We start from the raw sequence: 16,194 nt of genomic DNA, 5'->3' as shown, positions 1-16,194 counted from the left end.
TTAGGCGAGTGTAACGGCGGTTCCGGTTGCAACAACCATTAGCATACTGTCCCCCATCACTTCTGTATCCAGACTGATGCCGACAACAGCATTTGCGCCCAGCTCTTCAGCCTCTTCCACTAAGGCTTCCATCGCCAATGCGCGGGCTTTTTTCAGTTCTTTCTGGTATGCGCCGGAGCGCCCACCAATGACGTCTGTAACCCGGGCGAAGAAATCACGGATGAAATTCGCCCCCATTACAGCTTCGCCTGCAACGATCCCGTGATAGGCCGCAATTGATTTTCCGTCAACGGATCCGGTGGTTGTCGTAATCATTCTGATCTCCCAAAAAATTAGTGACGGAAATGTCGCATACCCGTGAACACCATGGCAAGGCCGGCTTCGTCTGCGGCAGCGATCACCTCATCATCGCGCATAGACCCGCCCGGTTGAATGACCGCTGTTGCTCCTGCTTCTGCAGCAGCGAGCAGGCCATCTGCAAACGGGAAAAACGCGTCTGAAGCAACAACCGACCCTTTGGCCCAGGCTTCGGTCTCACCAACATTTTGTGCAGCTTCCAAAGACTTTGACGCCGCAATTTTGGAACTGTCCACACGGCTCATCTGGCCCGCACCAATGCCAACGGTTGCGCCATCGCGGACATAGACAATCGCGTTCGATTTGACATGCTTAGCAACAGTAAAGGCGAATTTCAGATCAGCAAGTTCCTGCTCGGTAGGGGCCCGTTTTGTGACAACTTTGAGCTCAGGGGTTGCTGTGAGGGCGTTGTCCCGGCCCTGAATGAGATATCCACCAGCCAATGATTTGACCAGACGACCACCGATTTGTGGATCCGGAAGACCACCTGTAAGCAGAAGGCGCAGGTTTTTCTTGGCTGCGATGATGGCTTTGGCTTCGTCCGTTGCTTCCGGGGCGATAATGACTTCGGTAAAGATCTTGACGATTTCCTGTGCGGTTTCCTCATCCAACAGCTGATTGACAGCGATAATACCGCCGAACGCGGATGTTGTGTCACAGGCAAATGCTGTTTTGTAGGCGTCAGACAATGTAGAGCCGGTCGCCACACCACAAGGATTGGCATGCTTGATGATGGCACAGGCTGGCCCAGAAACCGCCGGATCAAATTCAGCGACCAGTTCAAAGGCGGCATCGGTATCATTATAGTTATTGTAGGACAGTTCTTTTCCCTGAACCTGCATTGCCGTTGCAATACCGATCCGGTTTTCTGAATTCGCATAAAAGGCGGCGGACTGATGCGGGTTTTCACCATAGCGCAGGCTTTGTTGTCGGGTGCCCGCTAACACCAGACGGTCCGGGAATTCTTCACCCAGTTGTTCGGCGTACCAGTTGGAGATCGCTGCATCATAGGCACCGGTGCGGGCATAGGCTTTCGCCGCAAGTTTTTTGCGCGTCTCAATGCTTGTTTTTCCGTCATTGGCTTTTAGCTCGGCAACAACATGATCATAGTCGCTGGCTTCAACAATGACGTTCACAAAGCCATAATTTTTGGCGGCCGACCGGATCATGGCGGGGCCACCAATATCGATATTTTCGATACAGGTATGAAAATCGGAGCCTTTGGCGACAGTTTCTTCAAACGGATAAAGATTAACAACCACCAGATCAATGGGGCCGATGTCGTGGGTGTTCATCGCTTTTACATGGTCATCGTTATCCCGCAGAGCCAGAATACCGCCATGGATCATTGGATGCAGCGTTTTCACCCGCCCGTCCATCATTTCCGGAAATTTTGTGTGTTCTGCCACTTCTTTTACCGGGATCCCGGCATCCGCCAGCATTTTCGCGCTGCCGCCGGTTGAGAGGATTTCGATATTGAGTTCAGCAAGGGCCTGACCAAATTCAACAAGGCCTGTTTTATCAGAAACGGATATAAGAGCGCGGCTGACGCGCTGATAGTCGGAAGCAGACATCGACATGTTTTCCTGTTTACCAGAGAGGACGGAAGCTCGGACACAGGTCCGATGCGGGCGCTATAGCATGAGATGAGGCTTTTCGGAACCTTACAATGAAAAAAAAGCGTAAACGGTCTCCTTAAACAACGTTCGGCGCCAAAAAGAGAGGAATGACAGGGTGTATATTTTTTTGATTGAGTCCAGATCAACAGAGAACCGGTCCAATGATTGACAAACCGACCCGATTGCGTCTACCTAATTCCAACTTCAGTTTTCAGGAATAGCTCATGTCTGTAATTCGCCCTACCGCCCTTTCTGACGGATCGATTGTCGGCAGTCATACTGTTATTTCTGTTGTAGGGTTGGGATATGTCGGCCTGCCGCTTGCGGTCGCGTTGGCCAAACAGTTCAAGGTCTTGGGTTTTGACATCAGTGAAGATCGCATTGAAGAATTGCGCGGCGGCTATGACCGGACGTTTGAAATTGAAACCCCTGTGCTTCGGGCCAGCAGCATGTCTTTCACGACCGACATTAACGAGACACAGGACGCGGATATTCATATCATAACAGTGCCGACCCCTGTGGATAGTGATGACAAACCGGATCTGGAACCTTTAAGACAGGCGTGCCGTGCAGTGGGGCCCATCCTCAAAAAAGGGGCGATCGTCGTTGTCGAAAGCACTGTCTATCCGGGCGTTACAGAAGAAGTATGCGGGCCAATTCTGGCCGAACAATCGGGTCTAACCTGTGGGCAGGATTTTTTCCTGGGTTATTCACCAGAACGCATCAACCCTGGTGACAAAGTTCATACAGTAGATAAGATTATCAAGGTTATTGCAGGCCAGAATGATACCGTTTCAGACATTCTGGAACAGATATATGGGGCGGCAACCACGGGCGGTACGTTTCGGGCCCGGAACATTAAAACGGCAGAGGCGGCTAAGGTGATTGAAAATGCCCAGCGGGATATCAATATTGCCTTCGTCAATGAAGCGACCATGATCTTTCAAAAGCTTGGTATTTCGGCCTATGACGTGTTGGAAACTGCCGGTACAAAATGGAATTTTCTGAATTTTACACCGGGTCTGGTTGGCGGGCACTGTATTGGCATTGATCCTTTTTACTTTGCCCATCGGGCGGCGGAGGTCGGCGCGGACCCGGATCTGATTTTAACGGGTAGACGGATAAACGAATCCATGGGGCGTTTTATTGCCGGAAGTGTGGATAAACTGCTGGCAAAAAATAGTAAGATATTAATTCTGGGACTTACGTTTAAGGAAAATGTGCCGGATTTGCGAAATACCAAAATCACGGACATCGTGACAGGGCTGCAAGAAAGTGGCCACAGGGTTGATGTTCATGATCCGCTTGCCGACAAGGCCGACGCACAGCAGTTTTTCAATATCGATCTGATTGAAAACCTGAATAGCCTGCAAGGCTATGATGCTGTTGTCGGTGCCGTTGCCCATTCCGTCTATCAGGACCTGTCACCTGTGGCAATCGAAGGACTGATCAATCCCGGTGGACTGGTCGCGGATATCAAGGGAATGTGGCGGGACCGCGAGTTTTCAGAGCAAACGGTCCGCTGGCAGCTTTAATCGGTCGCCGCCTTTGTCAATTCTGCTTCGCTGGCGGGGGCTGTGTCGGTTTCGGCCTCGCTTTCGCCCAGAAGGGCAAACGCCCATTTAAGCGCCAGCGTTTCCTGGCCATGAATTTTCCCGTTGAGCACGATTTGCTGGCTTTTACGCAGCTCTCCTGCCTGACCGCAGTAAACGCTTTCTTCCAAGGACATTTCGGAAAGACTGGATAGAAACTGCCAGCCCGACCCATTTTGGGTTCTGATCAACAGTTTGTTTCCGTTCATGTTTTTGGAAACGCTTAAATCGGGATGTAAATGAAAACGTATCTCAAACTCGGTAATTTTATCAGCCGGTCCTTCAAAGGAAACAGTATCTTCACCGCGAAGGCTGATCCCACTGGATTCTAAAAAGAGTTTCCGGGAATGACGTATTTTTGCGGCCTGAAGGAAACCGGGATTGTCAAAATCAAGCCAAAGACTGCCCCCTTCTTCATGGGTTGATATGTTCAGCTCGGCCAGCTGTTCCGCGTCATCTGGCGCGGGGAATTGGGCGTTCAGATCTCGAATACTCAGGGTGGAATGGGCGGCTGTCGACATTAGGGCCTTTCCCCATGCTGACTTTGAATCCGGGTGAGAGCCGCAATTGACGATGAGTTTTTCCTGTCCGAAACTGAACTCAAAACTACCGATGCCCGCATGGTAAGGAATATTTTTAGGTCGTCCGCCTTCGCCCGTTTCCAATATTAATAGAGAGCGGCCAGCTTTAAGCCGTTCAAAGCCGCCCAGCGGACATCTGTGGGGGGGGCGTCCGGCAGCATCGGAAATGGCCAATAAATGATCACAATCCCCTTTTTCGGGTAAGGTTGCGCCATTAAACAAGGCAAGGGATCCATCACCATGCTGGAAAAATCGGACAACCGGTGCCAATCGGTCAATTCCGCCCATCAAGCCTTGTGGAACCTCTTGCTGCAGGTTCATGAAATCATGTTTAAGGGCCACCAGATCAGCCAGCAGATCAAGATGTTTTCTGGGATTACGAGAGAGATGACAGCCATCAGCAAGGATCACCAGGTCAATATCTTCCAACAGATGGCGAAGGGATGATTTCTGTTGATCTTTGGTATCTGGAAAGGCACAAGCGCATAAATAAAGGGCGAGGTCTATTTCCACCATATCCGTCTTGTCGCGCGCTACCCGACGCAAACGCGTCAAATGTTTGAACTGTTCACGCAGGGTTTTCAGGAACTGGTAGTTAAAATCTCCATCATTGGATGTCATCAGGAAGGTCGCCTGGCGGATCCAGTTAATCAGACGCCTGGGCAACACGTCTTTATCCCAGACGTAAGGCGTATACTGGCCAAAATTCTTTACCCATGAAATCAGTAACGTGCGGGCATGTCGTTTTGCAGCATCCGTATCGTTGGCGGCAAAATCCCGGATCCATGAAAAGCGGTGCAGCTCCTGATGCCAATGCAGGGGCATATTGGGGGCAAACCAAGGTTCTGCATTGCTGACATGCGTGCCAAATCCGGCAAATTCGAAATGCCCCTGAAAAAGACTGTCGGCTTTTTCGCCGCGCCCGGGCAGGACGTCAACATGGGTCGAGCGCAACTTCCGAGGCGTGCGGCTTCGTAAACTGGCTTGATACAGGGAGGATGAAAATAAGCGATCCGAGAGGGAGCGCCGTGACGGCAGGGGGAGGGTCTTTGCGTTAAAACCTGCCGCCATATTATTCATGATTTTCCGCGGATGGCTTGAATATTTGCAGCATATTGTTCTGGAGAGCCTTTGAACGCGGCACTTCCTGCGACCAATAGATCTGCACCGGCTTCGATCACTAACGGGGCCGTTTCAGCATTGATACCACCATCAACTTCCAGATCGATATCGCGACCACTTTCATCAATCATCGCGCGCAATGTGCGAATTTTATCTAACTGGGAGGGGATAAATTTTTGACCGCCGAATCCGGGATTAACACTCATCACCAGCACAAGATCAATTTCTTCAAGAACATGTTCCAGTGTGGCGGCGGGTGTTGCAGGGTTTAAAGAAACTCCAACCTTTATACCCGCTGCTTTGACAAGCTGGATGCTGCGATGCAGATGGGCCCCTGCTTCCTGATGAAGCGTAATAATATCGGCGCCGGCTTCAACAAATTCCGGGATATAAGGGTCGACCGGTGAAATCATCAGATGACAATCGAAAGGCTTATCGGAATAGCCACGCACAGCCTTTGTTATGGCAGGCCCAAAACTGATATTCGGAACAAAATGACCGTCCATAATATCGATATGGATATAATCGGCGCCAGCGGCATCAATTGCAGCAACTTCCGCGCCGAGCGTAGCGAAATCAGCAGCCAGAATGGATGGGGCAATTCTTACGGGTTTTTGCATAATCTACATATACCTTGTTCGTAAATCCCACTCAAGTAAGGGACCTTAATCTTTTTTCATTCGGCAGGCGTAAAATCCGTCCATGCCGGTTAGCAGGGTCTGTTCAGTTCCGCCCAGATGACAGGGAAGACACCGAATGTCACCTTCTTTCGTTAATAGTTCCGCCAGACCACCAACTTCGCTTTCCTCCACCGGTTGTCGTTTCATCTCGGGGTGTCGTTCCAGAAAAGAGGCAATTTGATATTCTCCCTCTTCTGGTTGCAGCGAGCAAGTACTGTAAATCAGTGTGCCACCAGACTTTAACAGCGGGATTGTGGCATCGAGAAGGCGGAGTTGCAGATCCGCGAGTTTTTTAACGTCTTCTTCCTTTTTCAGCCAGGCCACATCCGGATGGCGCCGGATTGTACCGGTACTGGAGCAGGGAGCGTCCAGCAAAATTCCATCGAACGGATCATCTGGCGCGTAAGAAGTGCCGTCAGCCACCTCAACGGTTACAGACAGATTCAATCGGTCCATATTCTCGGTGAGCCGTTTTAAACGGGCCTTGGATCGGTCAAGCGCGACAACATCGGCGCCCATTGAGGCAAGCTGCGCCGTCTTACCCCCTGGTGCGGCGCACAGGTCAAGAATGCGTTTCCCGGCGAGAGCAGGAAAGAGCTGCGCAGGAATGGCCGCCGCAGCGTCCTGTACCCACCATTGTCCCTCCTCAAAACCTGCCAGATCCGGGACAGAGCCGCCCGCTTTACGGCGGAGTGAGCCTGTTGGCAGGAGGGTTGCCTCCAGCTTTTGGGCCCATTGGTCTGGTTCTGATTTTACTGTTATATCAAGGGGGGCTTCGATCAGCTGCGAAAGAATAATATCCCGCGCTTTTTCTTCCCCGTAAAATTCTTTCCAACTGTTCCAGATCCAAGGCGGCATATTGCTGCGTGGCAAGTCCATTTTAGCCAGAAGCTTGGCCCCTTGACGGTCTGCCCTTCGCAACAAGGCGTTCACCAGTCCGCGAAATTTACTGTTTGCGGGAACAAGTTCGACCGTGTCATGGACGGCGGCATGGGGCGGGATATTCAGATATAAAATCTGGGCGAGCCCAATGCGAATAATCTGGCGAATATTGTCCGCTTTTTGGGGAAGGGGCCGGTCCAGCATCTTGCCTGTAAGATAATCAATGATCCCTAAATGCCGCAACGTCGTAGAAGTAAGGGCGCGGGCAAGGGCTCTGTCTTTTGGCGCAAGATTATTTAGACCTTCTGGCAGGACATCTTCCAGTTGCCGGTTTTTACCAAGCACCTGAACCAGCATCCTGACAGCACGGGCGCGTGGGTTTGGGGTTTCATCACTCATAGTCCGGTATGTACGGGAATTATCCGTGCAGGTCTATAGGCGGCAGGCCCGGATTATGATAAAGACGGTTTAATCAAGATGTAAAGGGATAGAAATGGACCCGAAAAATACAGACGCTCAGGATCAGGCAGCCGAATCGGTTGAAGAAAAGACCGAAGAAAAGAAAAAGGCGGCCCATAAACTTGAACAGGCGGACGGCGAGATCGGCGGTCCTTCCGGATTGGAGCCAACCCGATACGGTGATTGGGAACGCAAAGGGATTGTCAGCGACTTTTAGCGTTATTTACCGCGTTCTGATAGCCAGATGCCGCCCAGAACAAGGGCGAGCGCGAACGCGTGATAGAGCTTGAAGGGCTCGCCCAGGAAAACGACGGCAAAAATAGACGCGAAAATTGGCACCAGATTGACGAAAACCCCGGCCCGGCCCGGCCCAATGATGGCAACCCCATTGATAAAACAGATCTGGGCCAGAAACGATGGCAGAACAGCAATGCTGGCAATCAGGATCCATCCAACCATTGTTGGGGCCCGAAACTGTCCCAGCGCTATTTCCCCGGCAACCAGTGGCAATGATGTCAAAAAAGCTGAAAAGGCCAGGACCGCAAAAAGCCCCATTGCCGACACATTGGGCTTGTTCCGCAGCGCAAGGGTATAACTGGCATAGAGAAAACAGGCGATCAGCATCAACAGATCTCCGTGATTGAACGCCAGCGAAAGCAGTCGGTCCAGATCACCTCCGGACGCAACTATGACAACACCGATTATGGTTGTCGTCACGCCGATCGCTTGAAACAAGCCGACGGGTGTGCGGTGCAGAACAAAAGCGGAAACCAGAACAAAGACCGGTATGGCGCCTTGTAAAATGCCAATATTGACGGCTGTTGTGGTATGGGCCGCCAGATAAAAAAGCGCGTTGAAGCCGGTAAATCCGATGGCACCGATCAACATCAGGAACGGCAATCTGGTTTTCAGGACAGGCCAGTCGCGCTTGACGTCCTGGCGGGCAAGAACAAACAAGAAAATCATGACAGCGGCCCAGCGCAAGGCAACCAGCGTGAGCGGCGAGACTTCCCCGACAGCAAGTCGACTGAAAATGGCGTTGCAGCCCCAGCACAGGGTTGTAATCGTCAGCAAAAAGTAAGCTCGCTTGTTACTGTTTGGCGCGCTGTATGAGGTGGGAGAACCGTCCATCGACACTAAACTCATTCATAAGGTTGCGCGAAGAAATCCTTGCGCTGGGGTGTGGTTGACGCGAAGCATATCCGCTGGTCGAGTGACATGCCAGCCAATATATCAGCAAAGGCGCGGAAAATTGGCAGTCCTGCTTTGTTATTTATGCGTTCAAGGCCCTCAATATGACGCCAGTTTAGAGGCCACCCATTGAACAGATCAGTGTCCACGACACCGGATCAATGGGGACAACAGACAGTCTGCTTTGACGGATTAAGGCAAGGTCCTGAAGGGCTTCGTTTGCTTTTATTTCCGTCAGACTGACAGGCGCTGGAAAAGACTGTACAGCCTTAACATCGACCATTCCAAACCGGCCGGATGCATCGGTATGATCCGGGTAATATTCCTTAATGACTTCGACAATACCGACAATGCTTTTTTCCTTCACAGAATGATAGAAAAAGCACTGATCGCCCAGTTTCATGGCTTTCATATTATTTGACGCCTGATAATTGCGCACCCCATCCCAATAGGTGCCAGCATCACCGGCTTCCAGCTGATCACTCCAGGACCAGCTGCCGGGCTCTGTTTTGATCAGCCAGTAAGCCATTCTTTAGATCCCTCCGCCCAAAGCATGCTTCCATGGTTGTACTTCAACCCGGGAAAACAGTCCGGCCGCTGCGTAAGGGTCTTGCGCAATCCAGGCTTTGGCGGCTTCCAGGGATGCCTCTTCAAAAATGATCAGGCTTCCATTGGGAGTTTCGCCATCTTCGGCAAGTGTGGGGCCCGCTACTTTTAAGGCATCCCCTTTGCCATTGAGAAAGGCGAGGTGGTCCGGGCGGGTGTCCATACGAACGTTCAGATGGCCTTCTTTATCCACACAGTGGGCAATAAAGAGCATTATAAATCCTTTCGTCATCAAATTTTAAAATCCGGCCAGCTTTTCGTCCCGAAAAGGTCTGGCCAGCAGTTCTTGTGTTATATCTTTAACGGCGGCCCCTTCATTGAGGATACTATTCACTGCGGCACAGATTGGCATCTCAATTTTATGTTTATCGGCCATTTTGCAAAGCGCCGCGGCGGTGTGAACGCCTTCGGTAACGGATTTTCGGGTGCCAAGGATGCTTTCGAGAGAGTGACCCTGACCCAATGCTTCACCCAGCGAGAAGTTCCGTGACGCACTGGAAGAACAGGTTAAGACCAGATCGCCCAGTCCAGAGAGGCCCATCAAGGTTTCGGCGCGCCCGCCCAGTTTTTCGCCTAATCTTAAGACTTCTGCCATCCCGCGGGTAATGAGGGCGGCTCTTGCATTTTCACCGAGTTGGGCGCCAGCGACGATGCCACAGGCAATGGCCAGGACATTCTTTATGGCACCGCCCATTTGCGCCCCGACAACGTCATCGGTGTAATAGGGCCGAAAGGTTGGTTGGCCGATGGCCTTTGTCAGGCGTGGGCCCCAATCCTTATATGAGGTCGCAAGGGTGGTTGCCGCGGGAAGGTTATTTGCGACTTCCCGTGCGAAGTTTGGCCCCGATAAAATTGCGAAAGGTTGGCCCGGGACGATTTCAGTCACCACCTCGCTCATCATTTGGCCCGTCGATTTTTCAATGCCCTTGGCACAGATCACAAGGGCCGTTTCCGGCTTTAGATGGGGCGCGAGGGTTTTTAGGCTGTCTCGAACATATTGGGCAGGGGTTACATTCAGTAATATATCGGTGCGACAGAGTTCCGCGATATCAGTCACCGCCGTGACGTTCTGGGGAATTGATACGTCAGAAAGATAGAGTTTGTTTTCCCGATTGGTGTTGATGGACGTCGCCTGTTCGGGGTGACGACATCCCAGTTTGATCTGTCTGTTGGAGCCAGCCATGGAAATGGCGAGTGCCGTTCCCCAGGCTCCGGCACCGATGACATTAATCTGATCCATTTTATGCCCATTTGTTTTCAGAGCCCCTGATTACCATGACCCGTATCAAAGCAGAAGGAGATATTCTGCGAAGAGACCCTCAATACACTGTCAAATTTCAGCAAAATAATATAAATTGAATAATGAGCAAAATATTCAATAGTCATAAAATTTGAAATTTAAATATTAAAACAATAAGATGAAAAGAAAACCGTTCGATATACAGGGTCAGATAATCCAAGCGGCTCAGGCGCGTTTTTTGACCTATGGCTATGGGAAAACAACAATGGTCGAGCTGGGAGAGGATGTCGGATTATCACCGGCGCATCTGTATAACTTCTTTCCGGCCAAGCTTGATATTGCCGTCGCAATCGTCGTGGAGGAAAGCCGCAGGCAAGCCAGAGAACTCTCGCTGTTTCTGGATCCTTCCAAGCGGGCGGCACAGATCCTGCCACTGTATTTTATGGAAGAGCTTTCCCTGAATTATCAGGCGCGAGAAGAGCATCCGGGCATGTCGGATTTAAGGGCGCTGGTTAAAAAGAGAAAACCGTTGATCGCCCGCGAATGCACACAAATTTTTGCAGAAAATATGGGTCAATACCTGAGGAGTCGGATGCAAAAAGGGGAAATTGCCGGGCGAGATCCCGATCGCACGGCAGAAATACTGCATAATGCGACCTTTCTGTTTCGTAATCTTGATAGTGCCGGAGAGGCTTCACTGGACAGTTTAAAACGTCAACTGGACGATATCATGACCGCGTTGTTACGGGGGATAATTATTGGTCGGGAGTGACGGCAAAAAAACGCCCCCTGCCGGGACAGCAGAGGGCGAAGTCTGAGCTAGAGAGGATAAGCAAGCTTATTCTCGAGACCCACAATAGCGATCCTTTTTGATATTGCAAATCATTATTAATAGCAAATCAAAGATTTTTCACACCAGTATACTTTCCAATTAAAATAAGTGTTTTATATCAACGGATTAAGCGATATTAACGTTCGAATTTTTTTATACCGTCATCGGTTCCGATTAGAACAATATCGGCATTATCGATAAAAAGACCATGCTCAACGACACCGGGCATCAGGCTCAGCGTCTGGGCGAGTTCTTCCGGGTCGTCAATTTTTTCAAAAGCGCAATCAATGACCAGATTATTTTCATCTGTATAAAAGGGTTGTCCGTCTTTTTCGCGTATTGTGGGGGTGCAGCCTAATGCTTCAAGCTTTGGCAACAACGCATGTGCAGAAAAAGGAATAACCTCAACGGGGAGTTTAAATGCGCCTAAATGCTCGACCATCTTTTTACTTTCAGCAATGACGATCATCTGGTCACTCAGGGACGCAACAATCTTTTCCCGCAAGTGGGCACCGCCCCCGCCTTTGATCAGGCGCATTTGTGGATCAACTTCATCAGTTCCGTCGATCGTTAAATCGATGACCTGAACGTCGTCGAACCCAACCACGTTAATCCCAAGGGCCTCTGCTTGCTGTTTGGTTGCCTCCGAGGTTGGAACAGCAATGATATCAAGCCCTTCTTTTACCCGTTCACCGACCAGATCAACCATTTTAGAGGCTGTGGACCCTGTCCCCAGGCCCACGACCATGCCGTCTTTGATATACTCAACAGCGGCAGCGGCAGCGGCGGCTTTTTGTTCGTCTTCGGTCATCGTCAATTCCTATATGGTCTGTGTTTTCTTCAGGCCTTGTAGCCGGCAAAAGGCGCTGGTTCGGCATCCGGATCAAGCGGCCATCGGGCTTTTGCCGACATATCAAGCGTATCGGTTAATCCAAGTTGCAAGCGTTCTATTCCCGCCCAGGCAATCATCGCCCCATTATCCGTGCAAAGAGCGGGCGGCGGTACGACCAGTTTAAAGCCATGTTCCTGAACCAGTGCATCAAGATTTTTGCGGAGAGCCATATTTGCGGCAACTCCTCCCGCAATGACAACATTCTGACAGTCTGGGTGATCGGATCGTACAATTTTAAGGGCTTGCCCGGTTCGGCTTAGCAGAGATTCTATGGCAGCTTTTTGAAAACTGGCCGCCAAATCACATTTATCCTGTTCCGTGACGTGATCTCCCAGTGATTCGAGACATTGCCGAACCGCTGTTTTCAGGCCAGAAAATGAAAAATCACATCCGGGCTTGCCCTTCATGGGGCGCGGCAGGGAGAATCGGTTTTCATCCCCTTTGGCGGCATATTTCTCGACGGCAGGACCGCCCGGGAAACCGAGCCCCATCAGTTTAGCCGTTTTATCAAACGCTTCGCCAACCGCATCATCAATTGTTGTCCCCAGCCTTCTGAATTTACCAACGCCTTCAACAACCAGAATTTGAGAATGCCCGCCGGATACCAGCAGTAATACATAGGGAAAAGCAATTTTATCGGTCATGCGAACGGTAAGGGCATGTCCTTCAAGGTGATTAACCCCGATTAGCGGGGCACCTGTCACAGCGGAAATTGATTTTGCTGTCATTAAACCAACTAAAACGCCGCCAATCAGACCAGGGCCTGCGGTGGCCGCGACTCCATCCAGATCGGAAAATTCAAGACCTGCCTGTTTCATGGCCTGTGCCACCAGACGATCCATTTGAGTCACGTGTGCGCGGGCCGCAATTTCAGGAACAACGCCGCCAAAAGGGGCATGTTCTTCTACCTGCGACAATACAACATTTGACAAAATCTCCCCTTCTGCCGTAACGACGGCAGCGGCAGTTTCATCGCAGCTACTTTCCAGACCGAGGACAATCATTTGTTTTCTGTTCAAAAGCGGTGCAAATTGGGTAAGGCTGTATCATTGAATAGGTAATCTCGCAATATGACGACCCAGAAAAAGTACAAAATTGGCACACGGGGCAGTCCCCTCGCTCTCGCACAAGCCCATGAAACACGGGAAAGGTTACTGACCGCCCATCCGGATCTTCTAGGTGAAGATGATCTTCAGATTGTGGTTATCAAGACGACAGGCGATCAGATCCAGGATCGGGCTTTGAGTGAAGCAGGCGGAAAAGGGCTGTTTGTAAAGGAAATCGAAGAAGCACTGATCCGGGGTGATATTGATCTGGCTGTTCATTCAATGAAAGATATGGAGACCAGTTTACCCAATGGCCTGGTCATTGATTGTATTCTGCCACGAGAAGACCCACGGGATGCTTTTATTTCAAAAGATGGCACCGCCCTTGCGGATATGCCTCCGGGTTCGGTAATCGGAACGTCGAGTTTACGAAGACAAGCACAGATTCTCAATGTTCGGCCCGATTTAAAAGTCTGTCTGTTCCGCGGTAGTGTTCAAACCAGGCTTCGCAAACTGGAAGAAGGTCAGGCAGATGCAACCCTTTTGGCGTGCGCTGGCCTGAACCGGCTGGATAATGCGGACGTGATAACCCATCCGCTGGAAAGCTCAGAAATGCTGCCGGCCGTTGCTCAAGGCGCGATCGGTATCGAACACCGCGCAGATGATGAAGAAATGGGACGACTGCTTGCGGCCATTAATCATCCAGAAAGTTGTATTCGTGTTCAGTGTGAACGGGCTATGCTGGCCGAACTGGATGGTTCGTGTCGGACACCCATTGCGGGACACGCGGTTTTAAAAGAAAATCAGACGATCGCGTTGGAAGCGACGTTGTTCAGCCCGGATGGGGTGCAGCGTTTTGATGCCCGCGGAGAAGCGTCCCTTGAAGACGCCGTTGCCCTTGGAACCCGGTTGGGCCGTGAACTGCGTGAAAAAGCGGGGGATGATTTTCCCGCCTTTCAAATATCCTGAACTGGAATGGCGTGATATGAAACTGCTTATAACCCGGCCCAGAGAGGCCGGGGATCAACTCGAAGACAAACTTAAGGCCCTTGGTTTTGAGGCAGTTCGTTCACCCTTGCTTACCATCAATTTCCTGAAGCCCAAGAAATTGGCTCTGGACGGCGTTCAGGCGTTACTGGTGACCAGTATCAATGGCGTAAAGGGGTTTACTCTCTTTTCTAAAAATCGGGACCTGCCCGTTTATGCTGTGGGTGAGCGAACGGCGACCGAGGCTAAAAAGGCAGGTTTCCCGCTTGTTTTTTCGGCAAATGGGGATGTCGACGGACTGGCGTCGTTGATCAAAGAGAAAGTGGATCCGGCCAAGGGACCGTTATTGCATGTTGGCGGCGTGCGTCTGGCAGGCGATTTGAAAGGAATGCTGACTGAGGTCGGTTTCCGGTACCGGCGGGAAATCTTATATCAGGCAGACGAAATTAAGACAATTTCACCTGAGGCTGTTTCCGCGCTGGAAGAAGGCAGCCTTGATGGTGTACTCTTATTTTCACCACAGACAGCAATTATATTTGCTAAAAATATTGAACAAGCGGGTTTGACAGCGCATCTAAAAACTGTAACGGCGTGGTGCTTAAGTAAAAATGTTGCCGATCAATTGACCACGTTACCGTTTAAGGGTTGCCAGATTGCCGTGCAACCGACCGAAACGGCACTTATCGAGGCAATCGAGCGAGAAAAAAGAACGTCCTACGGGATGAGCGAGAGGGGCATATCTGAAATGACAGATAAACAGGATGAGGAAAAGAGCGGAATGGCATCAGAATCTGAACAGGTTGAAATCAATGCTGATGAAACCGTGGACGATAGCGGTCTAAAAAAACCGTTGCCCAATTCTCTGAAAACCCCAGGAGACATGCCTACTAAAGAAGCGAAAAAATCTTCATTGGGTATGATCCTGCTGCTTATCCTGTTTGCGTTCTTGCTTGGTGTTGCAGCGTGGCCCATTCTGTATCCAAAAGCGAAACCTTATCTGCCCCAAATTGCACAGGACATCGTGACCGGGTATTTCGGTGAAAGTGCTGCAAATGAAGCCTTGCAGAACCGGTTATCTGCACTGGAGGAGCGCCTGAATAGTCAACCGGATGCCTCTGCTCAGACAGAGAGTGTCGCTATGAATGCCCTTAACGCCGTTAAGGCGGATCTTGCCGCTCTGTCTGCAAAAATCGGAGAAACCGGACAGACGGTATCGGCGATTGATCCGGAAATTCTGGCTCAGATTCAGGGGGCCAATACGCGCCTGACCGACGTTGAAACATCCGTTGAGGCTATAAAAGAGCAGCTTCTTGCCATTGAAGGCAAAATTCTGGCAGCGGATATGCGGCCATCGGCACCAGTTGAAACGGTAATTGCACAGCCAGCACCAGAAATCCTTGCTGGAATGACGGTCTTGCAAAAGGCGGTTGACGATGTGAAATCCAATCTTGCCGCGTTGGAACGGGACGTGAAAAGCGCCGATGCAGAAACCGAAGCCTCCAAAGCCCAATTGGCTGCTCTTTCGTCCGCACTGCAGGCCCAGCTGGATGCACAGGCTGCGCAAAACGGTAATGCGGATGAAGCACTGATGTTGTTGGGTTTAGGGCAGCTTCAAACACAAAGCCGGGGTGATGCACCGTTTGACGGGGCAGTCCGACAGACCTTGAACGTTGCCCATGAAAGTATGCATGACGACTTGACGGCGCTGCTGCCTGTCGCGGCCAGAGGCGCAACGCCATTGTCCGTTCTAAAGGACGAGTTCAGAAATTTGGCCAATGAAATTGTACAGGCAGAACGTTTGCCGGCCAGTGATACATGGTACGGAAAAACCCTTCATAATCTCGCCACTCTGGTTAAATTCCGACGTGTGGATGATCTGGAAGGGGAAAGTGTCGATGCCATTGTTGCAAAAGCCGAGAACGCGTTGAACGACAATAATCTGGGTCAGGCGATCGATGCCTTGAACAAATTGTCCGGCGCCCCATCAGACGTGGCCGCCGGGTGGTTGAGCCGGGCGGAGGAAAGACATCTGGTGGATCGAACTGTTGATATGTTGCTGGGCAAAGCAACGGCGACAGTCGTAGAAACTAAAGGGTAAGGGGATAAAA

General features: G+C 50.9%; 16 protein-coding genes. 5 read left to right on the top strand and 11 right to left on the bottom strand.

From position 1 onward, the window contains the following. Both ACJAYR_RS01260 and purH read right to left on the bottom strand, forming a co-directional pair. A complete protein-coding gene (locus ACJAYR_RS01260; protein WP_169543907.1) occupies nucleotides 1-315 on the bottom strand; it encodes a heavy metal-binding domain-containing protein in 315 nt (104 codons plus the stop codon). Nucleotides 316-332: 17 nt separating this feature from the next. Next, on the bottom strand, nucleotides 333-1,931 hold the full coding sequence (gene purH / locus ACJAYR_RS01255) for a bifunctional phosphoribosylaminoimidazolecarboxamide formyltransferase/IMP cyclohydrolase (protein ID WP_415234919.1): 1,599 nt from the start codon (nucleotides 1,929-1,931) through the stop codon (nucleotides 333-335). Nucleotides 1,932-2,200: 269 nt separating this feature from the next. On the opposite strand from purH, the gene ACJAYR_RS01250 reads away from it, so the two are divergent. Then, the gene (locus ACJAYR_RS01250) at nucleotides 2,201-3,511 is read left to right on the top strand and encodes a nucleotide sugar dehydrogenase (RefSeq protein ID WP_415234918.1); all 1,311 of its coding nucleotides are present in this window, start codon (nucleotides 2,201-2,203) and stop codon (nucleotides 3,509-3,511) included. Here ACJAYR_RS01250 and ACJAYR_RS01245 read toward each other — a convergent pair. From ACJAYR_RS01245 to rsmB, 3 genes are read right to left on the bottom strand one after another with little or no spacing between them, the layout of a single operon-like run. Further along, entirely contained in the window at nucleotides 3,508-5,229 is a 1,722-nt protein-coding gene (locus tag ACJAYR_RS01245; RefSeq protein ID WP_415234917.1) for a heparinase II/III family protein, read from the bottom strand. The genes ACJAYR_RS01250 and ACJAYR_RS01245 overlap by 4 nt on opposite strands. Then, the gene (gene rpe, locus ACJAYR_RS01240; protein ID WP_415234916.1) at nucleotides 5,226-5,891 is read right to left on the bottom strand and encodes a ribulose-phosphate 3-epimerase; all 666 of its coding nucleotides are present in this window, start codon (nucleotides 5,889-5,891) and stop codon (nucleotides 5,226-5,228) included. Before rpe ends, ACJAYR_RS01245 begins: the two co-directional genes overlap by 4 nt. A 45-nt stretch (nucleotides 5,892-5,936) precedes the next feature. Further along, on the bottom strand, nucleotides 5,937-7,232 hold the full coding sequence (gene rsmB, locus ACJAYR_RS01235) for a 16S rRNA (cytosine(967)-C(5))-methyltransferase RsmB (RefSeq protein ID WP_415234915.1): 1,296 nt from the start codon (nucleotides 7,230-7,232) through the stop codon (nucleotides 5,937-5,939). 94 nt (nucleotides 7,233-7,326) lie between these two features. Here rsmB and ACJAYR_RS01230 point away from each other — a divergent pair, with 94 nt between their 5' ends. After that, the gene (locus tag ACJAYR_RS01230; protein ID WP_415234914.1) at nucleotides 7,327-7,509 is read left to right on the top strand and encodes a succinate dehydrogenase assembly factor 4; all 183 of its coding nucleotides are present in this window, start codon (nucleotides 7,327-7,329) and stop codon (nucleotides 7,507-7,509) included. A 2-nt stretch (nucleotides 7,510-7,511) separates the two neighbouring features. On the opposite strand, the gene ACJAYR_RS01225 is transcribed toward ACJAYR_RS01230, so the two are convergent. The 4 genes from ACJAYR_RS01225 to ACJAYR_RS01210 form a co-directional block, all read right to left on the bottom strand. Further along, nucleotides 7,512-8,423: a DMT family transporter gene (locus ACJAYR_RS01225; protein WP_415234913.1), complete on the bottom strand. Its 912-nt coding sequence runs from the start codon at nucleotides 8,421-8,423 to the stop codon at nucleotides 7,512-7,514. A 175-nt stretch (nucleotides 8,424-8,598) separates the two neighbouring features. After that, complete coding sequence (locus tag ACJAYR_RS01220; RefSeq protein ID WP_415234912.1) at nucleotides 8,599-9,012, bottom strand: EVE domain-containing protein; 414 nt, start codon at nucleotides 9,010-9,012, stop codon at nucleotides 8,599-8,601. 3 nt (nucleotides 9,013-9,015) lie between these two features. Further along, the gene (locus tag ACJAYR_RS01215) at nucleotides 9,016-9,321 is read right to left on the bottom strand and encodes a YciI family protein (protein WP_415234911.1); all 306 of its coding nucleotides are present in this window, start codon (nucleotides 9,319-9,321) and stop codon (nucleotides 9,016-9,018) included. Between the two features lie 6 nt (nucleotides 9,322-9,327). Beyond that, a complete protein-coding gene (locus ACJAYR_RS01210; RefSeq protein WP_415234910.1) occupies nucleotides 9,328-10,329 on the bottom strand; it encodes an NAD(P)H-dependent glycerol-3-phosphate dehydrogenase in 1,002 nt (333 codons plus the stop codon). 178 nt (nucleotides 10,330-10,507) lie between these two features. Here ACJAYR_RS01210 and ACJAYR_RS01205 point away from each other — a divergent pair, with 178 nt between their 5' ends. Continuing rightward, nucleotides 10,508-11,101, top strand: coding sequence for a TetR/AcrR family transcriptional regulator (locus ACJAYR_RS01205; protein ID WP_415234909.1), 594 nt, complete (start codon nucleotides 10,508-10,510; stop codon nucleotides 11,099-11,101). Nucleotides 11,102-11,297: 196 nt separating this feature from the next. Here the strand turns inward: ACJAYR_RS01205 and rpiA are convergent, their stop codons facing one another. Both rpiA and tsaD read right to left on the bottom strand, forming a co-directional pair. Continuing rightward, nucleotides 11,298-11,972 carry a ribose-5-phosphate isomerase RpiA gene (gene rpiA / locus ACJAYR_RS01200; RefSeq protein ID WP_415234908.1) on the bottom strand — a complete coding sequence of 225 codons (675 nt, stop codon included), beginning with the start codon at nucleotides 11,970-11,972 and terminating at the stop codon, nucleotides 11,298-11,300. Nucleotides 11,973-12,001: 29 nt separating this feature from the next. Then, nucleotides 12,002-13,057 carry a tRNA (adenosine(37)-N6)-threonylcarbamoyltransferase complex transferase subunit TsaD gene (gene tsaD / locus ACJAYR_RS01195; RefSeq protein ID WP_415234907.1) on the bottom strand — a complete coding sequence of 352 codons (1,056 nt, stop codon included), beginning with the start codon at nucleotides 13,055-13,057 and terminating at the stop codon, nucleotides 12,002-12,004. A gap of 66 nt (nucleotides 13,058-13,123) precedes the next feature. On the opposite strand from tsaD, the gene hemC reads away from it, so the two are divergent. Both hemC and ACJAYR_RS01185 read left to right on the top strand, forming a co-directional pair. Beyond that, nucleotides 13,124-14,068 (top strand): hydroxymethylbilane synthase, encoded by a 945-nt coding sequence (gene hemC / locus ACJAYR_RS01190; protein WP_415234906.1) that lies wholly within the window; start codon nucleotides 13,124-13,126, stop codon nucleotides 14,066-14,068. 16 nt (nucleotides 14,069-14,084) lie between these two features. Further along, nucleotides 14,085-16,184, top strand: a complete 2,100-nt coding sequence (locus tag ACJAYR_RS01185; RefSeq protein ID WP_415234905.1) for a uroporphyrinogen-III synthase — start codon at nucleotides 14,085-14,087, stop codon at nucleotides 16,182-16,184. The last annotated feature ends 10 nt before the right edge of the window (nucleotides 16,185-16,194 follow it).

This window comes from Sneathiella sp., from assembly GCF_047631475.1.
Lineage (GTDB): Bacteria > Pseudomonadota > Alphaproteobacteria > Sneathiellales > Sneathiellaceae > Sneathiella.
Note: the sequence above shows the minus strand (reverse complement) of the source record. Positions and strands in the feature narration are given on the sequence as shown.

Coding starts and splice junctions, on each gene's coding strand:
- hemC (WP_415234906.1), top strand. CDS start 13,124: ATGACGACCCAGAAAAAGTACAAAATTGGCACACGGGGCAGTCCCCTC.
- rsmB (WP_415234915.1), bottom strand. CDS start 7,232: ATGAGTGATGAAACCCCAAACCCACGCGCCCGTGCTGTCAGGATGCTG.
- rpe (WP_415234916.1), bottom strand. CDS start 5,891: ATGCAAAAACCCGTAAGAATTGCCCCATCCATTCTGGCTGCTGATTTC.
- ACJAYR_RS01185 (WP_415234905.1), top strand. CDS start 14,085: ATGAAACTGCTTATAACCCGGCCCAGAGAGGCCGGGGATCAACTCGAA.
- ACJAYR_RS01230 (WP_415234914.1), top strand. CDS start 7,327: ATGGACCCGAAAAATACAGACGCTCAGGATCAGGCAGCCGAATCGGTT.
- ACJAYR_RS01210 (WP_415234910.1), bottom strand. CDS start 10,329: ATGGATCAGATTAATGTCATCGGTGCCGGAGCCTGGGGAACGGCACTC.
- ACJAYR_RS01245 (WP_415234917.1), bottom strand. CDS start 5,229: ATGAATAATATGGCGGCAGGTTTTAACGCAAAGACCCTCCCCCTGCCG.
- tsaD (WP_415234907.1), bottom strand. CDS start 13,057: ATGATTGTCCTCGGTCTGGAAAGTAGCTGCGATGAAACTGCCGCTGCC.
- purH (WP_415234919.1), bottom strand. CDS start 1,931: ATGTCTGCTTCCGACTATCAGCGCGTCAGCCGCGCTCTTATATCCGTT.
- ACJAYR_RS01215 (WP_415234911.1), bottom strand. CDS start 9,321: ATGACGAAAGGATTTATAATGCTCTTTATTGCCCACTGTGTGGATAAA.
- ACJAYR_RS01220 (WP_415234912.1), bottom strand. CDS start 9,012: ATGGCTTACTGGCTGATCAAAACAGAGCCCGGCAGCTGGTCCTGGAGT.
- ACJAYR_RS01205 (WP_415234909.1), top strand. CDS start 10,508: ATGAAAAGAAAACCGTTCGATATACAGGGTCAGATAATCCAAGCGGCT.
- ACJAYR_RS01250 (WP_415234918.1), top strand. CDS start 2,201: ATGTCTGTAATTCGCCCTACCGCCCTTTCTGACGGATCGATTGTCGGC.
- ACJAYR_RS01225 (WP_415234913.1), bottom strand. CDS start 8,423: ATGGACGGTTCTCCCACCTCATACAGCGCGCCAAACAGTAACAAGCGA.
- ACJAYR_RS01260 (WP_169543907.1), bottom strand. CDS start 315: ATGATTACGACAACCACCGGATCCGTTGACGGAAAATCAATTGCGGCC.
- rpiA (WP_415234908.1), bottom strand. CDS start 11,972: ATGACCGAAGACGAACAAAAAGCCGCCGCTGCCGCTGCCGCTGTTGAG.